At 34.9% G+C, this 7,660-nt stretch carries 6 protein-coding genes; 5 read left to right on the plus strand and 1 reads right to left on the minus strand.

The genetic code is table 11. The features are described 5' to 3' along the window. Positions 1–179: 179 nt before the first annotated feature. The gene (locus V7164_RS18450; RefSeq protein ID WP_335345475.1) at positions 180–962 is read right to left on the minus strand and encodes a FadR/GntR family transcriptional regulator; all 783 of its coding nucleotides are present in this window, start codon (positions 960–962) and stop codon (positions 180–182) included. Positions 963–1,543: 581 nt separating this feature from the next. On the opposite strand from V7164_RS18450, the gene V7164_RS18455 reads away from it, so the two are divergent. The 5 genes from V7164_RS18455 (at position 1,544) to solA (ending at position 7,480) form a co-directional block, all read left to right on the plus strand. Beyond that, positions 1,544–2,080, plus strand: a complete 537-nt coding sequence (locus V7164_RS18455) for a TRAP transporter small permease (protein WP_335345474.1) — start codon at positions 1,544–1,546, stop codon at positions 2,078–2,080. 26 nt (positions 2,081–2,106) lie between these two features. Then, positions 2,107–3,117: a TRAP transporter substrate-binding protein gene (locus tag V7164_RS18460; protein ID WP_335345473.1), complete on the plus strand. Its 1,011-nt coding sequence runs from the start codon at positions 2,107–2,109 to the stop codon at positions 3,115–3,117. Between the two features lie 96 nt (positions 3,118–3,213). Continuing rightward, the gene (locus tag V7164_RS18465; RefSeq protein ID WP_335354840.1) at positions 3,214–4,494 is read left to right on the plus strand and encodes a TRAP transporter large permease; all 1,281 of its coding nucleotides are present in this window, start codon (positions 3,214–3,216) and stop codon (positions 4,492–4,494) included. Between the two features lie 98 nt (positions 4,495–4,592). After that, positions 4,593–6,080 (plus strand): aldehyde dehydrogenase family protein, encoded by a 1,488-nt coding sequence (locus V7164_RS18470; protein ID WP_335354841.1) that lies wholly within the window; start codon positions 4,593–4,595, stop codon positions 6,078–6,080. 254 nt (positions 6,081–6,334) lie between these two features. Further along, positions 6,335–7,480 carry an N-methyl-L-tryptophan oxidase gene (gene solA / locus V7164_RS18475; protein ID WP_335354842.1) on the plus strand — a complete coding sequence of 382 codons (1,146 nt, stop codon included), beginning with the start codon at positions 6,335–6,337 and terminating at the stop codon, positions 7,478–7,480. Positions 7,481–7,660: the final 180 nt, after the last annotated feature.

Raw genomic sequence — 7,660 nt, forward strand, 5'->3', positions numbered from 1 at the left:
GACTAATGGTATTACCTTTTGAGGAAAGTATAACAAAGAGTGAATTAAAAGACAATACTAAATTTACAGAAAATTATAACATGTTGAAAAATAAAAAACTCATGATGGTTCCTCTTAAAATGTAAGTAATGAACAAACATTTTTTAGTTCCATCTTGAGCTTGTAGTTCACTTATAGTATTAATCGTTATTAATATCATACTCACTATTCAATTGTTTTTTTTGCTCTAAAACTTCAATTTCTGTATTACGCTTTACATGTTCTGACATGGATCGGTGGGCTTTTTCTGGATCCTGAGATATGATTGCAGCTGCGATAGCGGACAATTCATCAATCGCTATTTTACGGTATTGTTTATCAGCAACTTCTGCTAACATAAGGGAGGCCCTATTAAAGACCTCATTAATGCCAAACATAATCGCTTCCCTAATAGAATTTTTAGAAGCTATAGCTATTTGGTTGTGAAAAGAAACATCAAGTTCAACTAACTTTTCCCAGGAACCATTTTCTGCTTCATTCTTATACAACTCTAGAATTCTTAATAACTCTGTGACATCTTCATCAGTTCTTCTTTTGGCCGCCCAAAATGCAGTTTCTGCTTCAAAACTTCCCCGAAATTCCGATAAATCTTCAATAGTTGCTCCTCGAAAACGAATTAAAGCATTAAAAGCTTTTGATAAATGAGTAGATTTCGAATCGGTTATAAATGTACCTCCACTTTTTCCTCTGCTTACTTCAACAATTCCCGCACCCTCCAAAGATCGTATCGCTTCTCTTAATGTAGCACGGCTTACGTTAAATACAACTGCCAGATCTCGTTCATTCGGGAGACGATCTCCTGGATTTAGACTCCCACTCGAAATAGCGTCTTGAATTTGTTCCGCAACGTCTTCAAAACCACGTATTTGTCGCGCTGCTGAAAATATCCCATGCATATTTTTTGAATCATTATTTGTATTCAACTAATCTATCTCCTTTTCTTAAGAAGTAACAATAACAAGACAGTTTATAGAAAAAGGTCATGATGAACTTACTTTATTTTTCCTTTTATTAGGTAAACCTTCACGTAATATATGTTATGAAAAAAATCCCACCTTGTAAAGCTGATAACTTGGTTAACGTAAAGGAACAACTTTGTACTATGATTTACATAAAGATATTCTATTTTCCTAGAGTTTTGAACCCAATTCTGCCATGAAACAATTCACAAACCTATTTATCTCTTATCTTCTAAGACTGGATTCAGTGGGTGTATATATCTAGAGCATTAATAAAACACTGTTTGTTCTTTACTTTAATACTTTTTAAATTTTCTGTATTTTTAGTATTGTCTTTTAATTTCCTCTTTGTTATACTTTTTCCAAAAGGTAATACCATTAGTCCATTCTTTTAAATCAGTGTACTTCAAGTTAGTGATGAAAATCAAATGCTTTAATGGAAAAACTAAGTTTTATTGATTTTTCTTTTAATTGGGTTGTAATTTTTTTGAATTATTTGGTAGATATACTGTTTTCCAAAATCCTTAAAGAAAGGAGGTCTATTTATGATTAACTTTAATAGGTGGATTGACAGGCTCAATAAATTCCTAGTATTTGTAATAGGGATTCTATTGATAGTAATGGTTTTAACCATTTCTTTTCAGATTATGGTTAGAATGATTTTTCCTAAGTTAGGAATCCAATTTTCAGCACCTTGGGCAGGTGAATTGCCAATGTATTGTATGATTTGGCTAATCTTTTTAGGTGCTGCAGTTGCAACAAGGAATAACAAACTAATTTCAGTTGATATACTTCAAACGAATCTCCCTCCAAAAGGGAGAAAAATAGTTAACTTAATTGCTATGAGTCTATCAATTGTCTTTTTTGTTGGTCTACTTATTGCTGGTTATCACTGGGCAATGTTTGGAATGACTGAGACATCTACTTCAATGGGAATTTCAATGTTTTATGTGTATGTATCATTACCAGCTAGTGCACTAGTGATGATTTTAAATTCAGTAGCACACCTATTCGATGAATTTATAATTAAAGAAACTTTAAAAGTAAATGAACTAACTCAAAATGCAGATTTTAGTGTATAACACCAATAATTCTAGGGGGTAATTCTATGAGAAAGAGATACTCTATAATCTTTTTCATGCTAATCATTATTTTGGGTGCTTGTAGTGGAAATAAAGAAGCGAATACGGAAAATGGCAAGGAGAATGCTAGTAAAGCTATAGAGTTGGATTTAAGTCATGTATTAACAGAGGATTCAAGTTTCCATGCTGCTGCAAAAAAATTGTCTGAATTAGTTGAGGAAAGAACTTCTGGCGAGATCAAAATTAAAATATTTCCTGCTGGTCAATTAGGAGGAGAGGTCCAAAGTATTCAAGCTGCAAGAAATGGGAATCAGGATATTATTATCACCGGAACACCAGCATTAACAGCAACTGCCCCTGAATTTTTAGCCTTAGATCTACCCTATTTATTTGAAAATATAGATGAAGCAAACGGGTTTCTTCAAGGTTCTTCTGGCGAAGCCTTATTAAGCGGATTATCAAAGTATGGTCTTGTAGGATTAGGCTTTAATTCCGCTTTAGAAAGAAACGTTTTCTCAAAGAAACCAGTAAAGAATCTAGATGATTTTAAAAATTTGAATATTCGTGTAGTACAGTCAGATGGATATATTAATGCCTATAACTCTCTTGGGGCACAGCCAACACCGATGCCCTATTCTGAGGTTTATTTATCGCTTCAACAAGGGGTTATCGATGCTGGAGAAGCAGCAGCTGATACTATGATTACTGATAAGTTTATGGAGGTTTCCTCCCATTATAACTTAACCAAGTCTCATTTTTATCCAGTTGTCTTATTGATGTCAGAAAAGTCAATGGAAAAGTTGAGTAAAGGACAACAAGAAATAATTAAGCAATCTGCAAAAGAAGCTACTCAAACTGGAATTGAATATTATAAAGATTCATATAAAAAATCGCTTGAAATATTGAAGGAAGAAGGAATTGAGATTGTTGAAACTGATATGGACTCATTTAAAAAGGCTACCCAAGGGTTAAGAGATGAGTTTATTAAAAATAATCCAAATCTCAGCCCTGACTTGGTTGAACTAATTAAAAAATAATATGCTTAAAATTTTATTAAGACTGTATGCCCGTTATTTTTAGAAACATCATTCTGACCTATGAGAATATAAAATGAACTGAGGTGAGATGAGTTAATGGTTGGTACTTTGTTTTCAGGATTTTTCGCTTTTCTTATCATCGGTATTCCAGTAGCAGTTGCTCTAGGTGGGGCGGCCTTCATTGTTTTATTACTGGATGGATATAATCTTACGACAATTCCCCAAAAAGTTTTTGAAGGTTTGTCGCCTTATACACTTTTGGCCATCCCATTTTTTATTCTTGCAGGAAATTTAATGAGTTCAGGAGGAATTGCTAAAAGGTTAATAAACTTTGCAACTTCACTAGTAAAATGGATGACAGGTGGAGTAGGGGCTTCAACAGTACTAACAACCATGATTTTTTCAACTGTATCTGGATCCTCATCGGCCACAACTGCAGCAATTGGTACCATTATGATTCCTAACATGGAAAAGAAGGGATATGCTAGAAACTTTTCTGCGGCGCTATGCGCCGCAGCTGGTGAGATGGGTGCTATAATTCCTCCCTCAATTGTCATAATTGTATATGCCATGACAAGTGGAACTTCAATAGGAAAGATGTTTATAGCAACGATCATCCCTGGGTTAATGGTTGGAGTATTTTTAATGATTGCCAACTACTTGTATGTTAAATCTAATCATATTGATAAAGGTGTAAAAACAGAGACAAACATTTGGTTTAAAGAGGTTCTAGTTGCTTTTAAAGAATCTTTCTGGGCACTAATGATGCCTGTACTTATTCTGGGTGGAATATATTTTGGTATATTTTCGCCTACAGAAGTATCGGTAATAGCTGTAATTTACAGCTTTATTTTAGGGGTTTTTGTTTATAAAGAAATTAAACTTAAAGAAGTATTTCAGGTTATTACAAAGTCGGCTATTTCTACAGCAGTAATAATGATTATTGTTGGGTTTGCTACAATCTTTGCATATGTGTTGACCATTAATCAAATCCCACATCAGGTTGCAGAGTTTTTATTACAAGTAACCGAAAATCCAATTGTATTCCTATTATTAGTTAATATATTACTATTAATTGCAGGGATGTTTTTAGAGGCATTTTCGGCAATTATTATATTAACTCCAATACTAGCACCGGCAGCCATTCAATTCGGAATTGATCCCATTCATTTTGGGGTTATTATGATTTTAAACTTGGCGGTAGGTATGATCACACCTCCAGTAGGAGTCAATCTATTTATTGTTTCTGAAATTGCATCAGTATCAATTGTTAACTTAATCAAGCCTGCTCTGCTAATGATAGGTGTGTTATTAGTAAATTTATTATTAATAACATATATACCAATACTTTCAACCTGGTTGCCTTCATTCCTATAAAAGTAAAGCTAATTAAATTTTGATTGTTTAAATGCCATTATTCCGAAAATATGTTTCAGAATAATGGCATTATTCAAGCTTAGGGAGGAGAATTTACTATGTCTCAGAGATTACTGCCAAATTTAAAGCTTAGCGAACAATTTTTAAAAGGAATTAAGTATTTATTTATTGATGGAGAATTTGTCCCTTCTGTAAGTGGAAAAACATTCGATACAGTTAATCCAGCGACAGAAGAAGTAATTGCTACCGTATGTGCAGCGCAGGAAGAGGATATCGAGTTAGCTGTAAAGGCGGCTCGAAAAGCATTTGAAACAGGACCTTGGCCAAAGTTAAGTGGGTCAGAACGAGCAAACCTGTTATTAAAATTAGCGGATCTAATTGAAGAAAATAAAGAAGTACTGGCGCAACTTGAATCTCTTGATAATGGAAAGCCATATATCCGTGCTTTAGAAGATGATATACCAGGAGTGGTAGATTATTTCAGATACTATGCCGGATGGGCGACGAAGTTTTACGGACAAACAATTCCGTATTCACCTGAATATGTTACTTATACACGACATGAGCCTATCGGTGTTGTTGGTGCAATTGCGCCTTGGAATTTCCCTTTAATGTTAGTTGCGTGGAAATTAGGTGCAGCTCTTGCAACTGGATGTACAGTAGTGCTAAAGCCAGCTGAACAAACACCTTTAACAGCACTATACTTTGCAGAATTAGTTAAGCGTGCTGGTTTTCCGGATGGAGTAGTAAATATCGTTCCTGGCTTTGGAAATATCGCTGGAGAAGCCATTCTTAACCATAAAGACATTGATAAGATTTCCTTTACAGGCTCTACTGTAACGGGTAAGCACATTATGAAAAGGGCTTCCGAAACAGTTAAAGATATTACATTAGAGCTTGGAGGTAAGTCTCCAAACATTATTATGGAAGATGCTAATCTAACTAAAGCAATTCCAGGTGTTTTCAATGGAATTATGTATAATCATGGACAAAATTGTAGTGCCGGTTCCCGGATCTATGTACACAGAAAACATTATGAAGATGTAGTGAATCAGTTAGCCAGTCTTGCCAAACAGGTAAAACTAGGAGATGGATTAGATCCTGAAACAGAAATGGGGCCACTTGTATCGAAACAACAGCAGGAACGAGTGTTGAATTACATTGAAATAGGAAAGGCGGAGGGTGCTCAAATTGTTGCAGGTGGCGGAAAAGGGCTTGAAAAAGGATACTTTGTTGAACCAACCATTATTGTCAATGTAACAGAGGAAATGACCATAGTAAAAGAAGAGATTTTTGGACCAGTTGCTGTTGTTCTTCCGTTCGACACAATTGATGAAGTAGTGGAACGGGCAAATAATTCGGATTATGGCTTGGCAGCTGGAATATGGACTGAAAATGTAAAAACAGCGCACATAGTATCCAATAAATTAGCAGTCGGGACAGTTTGGGTGAACTGTTACGGACTCGAGCCTGCTGAGACTCCTTTTGGGGGTTACAAGCAGTCTGGAATTGGACGTGATAACGGTTCTTACGCTCTAGAGAACTTTACTAAAGTAAAGACAATTTGGATCAGTTTGGAAGATTAGTTTTACACTATTAATAAGCGAAAGGACTAGCAAATAAATCATCTGCTAGTCCTTTTTTAGTTAATCACTCCCAAACTTTTGTATACTGAGCAAAACAATTTTGCAAAAGAAGCTATAGTAGAAAATCTACTGAATAGTTTATTTAAACTAATGAGAAGGATAAAGTAAAGTATTAGAATATTAAATATAATAGATAAATAAATCAATACTGATAACTGTATCTGAAGGGCTATTTTTTTATGGAGGTTAGTAGCATGCATTATGATGTAATTTTAATTGGAGCAGGTTCAATGGGGATGGCAGCAGGTTATTTTTTATCAAAGAGTGGAAAAAGAACTCTATTAATAGATTCTTTTAATCCACCACATAACAAGGGGAGTCACCATGGAGACACTAGAATTATTAGGCATGCTTATGGAGAAGGGGAAGAGTATGTTCCGTTAGCTCTCAAAGCCCAAGAATTATGGCATGACTTAGAGAATGATACTGGAAAACAATTGTTTCTCCAGACAGGAGTTCTCAACGTTGGTAATGAAAAATCAGATTTCATCCAAAACATCATCTTTAGTTCAAAGAGATATACGTTGCCTCTAGATGTTCTAGATTCAAGTGAAGTGAATAAGCGTTGGTCTGGTATCGCTTTACCTAACGATTTCATTGGGTGTTTTGAACCAACATCAGGAGTGCTAAAATGCGAGGAATGCATTGATGCATACAGGGAACTTGCTGAGCTGCACGGAGCTTCAATCTTAACAAACAGTAAAGTGAAAGAAATAGTAGTTCATGACAAAAAAGTAACAGTCAAGACCGAGGACCAGACTTTTTGTTCTGAGGCATTAGTCGTTTCAGCAGGGGCATGGTCAAGTAGTCTCCTTTCCATGTTAGATTTGAACCTTCCTCTTAAACCGGTTAGAAAAACATTTGCATGGTTCGAAGCCGATGAACACTTATATAATCATCGGGATTTTCCAGCTTTTGCATTTGAGACATCTCAAGGCCTTTATTATGGCTTTCCAAGCATCAATGGTTCTGGATTAAAGGTAGGTCGTCATGATGGAGGGGAAGAAATAAATCCAGATGAATTCATACTAGGATTTGGTGAAATAGAAGAAGATGAAGCAGATTTAATACAATTTTTGAATGCCTATATGCCTTCTAAACTAAAATTAAAGTATGGTAAAACATGTATGTATACACTTACCCCTGATGAAAATTTTATTATCGATTTGCATCCTACATATCCAAACGTGGCTATTGCATCGGGTTTCTCAGGGCATGGCTTTAAATTTAGCAGTGTTGTTGGTCAGATTATAAGTGAATTAATTATTTCTGGGAAGTCAGAACAAAACATTTCGCCATTTTCAATCAATAGATTTAAAGAGAACTGCTTTACTAGCTAATAGAAATATTTTATCCTTCCCATTAGGGAGTGATTCTGGAGCAACATAACTTTTATTAAACCGATACTTAAATCTATTAGATATGAATCCATTTTGATCAATCTTTTTTTAGTGAATTTTCAAATTTACCATAAAAAACAGGTTTGTAAGATGTTCTCGAACAAACTTTATTTCAAAGCA

Origin of the sequence: Bacillus sp. JJ1474 (genome assembly GCF_036965225.1) — a bacterium.
Classification (GTDB): Bacteria; Bacillota; Bacilli; order Bacillales; family Cytobacillaceae; genus Cytobacillus.

Excerpts from the sequence above, each read along its gene's own strand:
- V7164_RS18465 (WP_335354840.1), top strand. The coding sequence starts at position 3,214 with ATGGTTGGTACTTTGTTTTCAGGATTTTTCGCTTTTCTTATCATCGGT.
- solA (WP_335354842.1), top strand. The coding sequence starts at position 6,335 with ATGCATTATGATGTAATTTTAATTGGAGCAGGTTCAATGGGGATGGCA.
- V7164_RS18455 (WP_335345474.1), top strand. The coding sequence starts at position 1,544 with ATGATTAACTTTAATAGGTGGATTGACAGGCTCAATAAATTCCTAGTA.
- V7164_RS18460 (WP_335345473.1), top strand. The coding sequence starts at position 2,107 with ATGAGAAAGAGATACTCTATAATCTTTTTCATGCTAATCATTATTTTG.
- V7164_RS18470 (WP_335354841.1), top strand. The coding sequence starts at position 4,593 with ATGTCTCAGAGATTACTGCCAAATTTAAAGCTTAGCGAACAATTTTTA.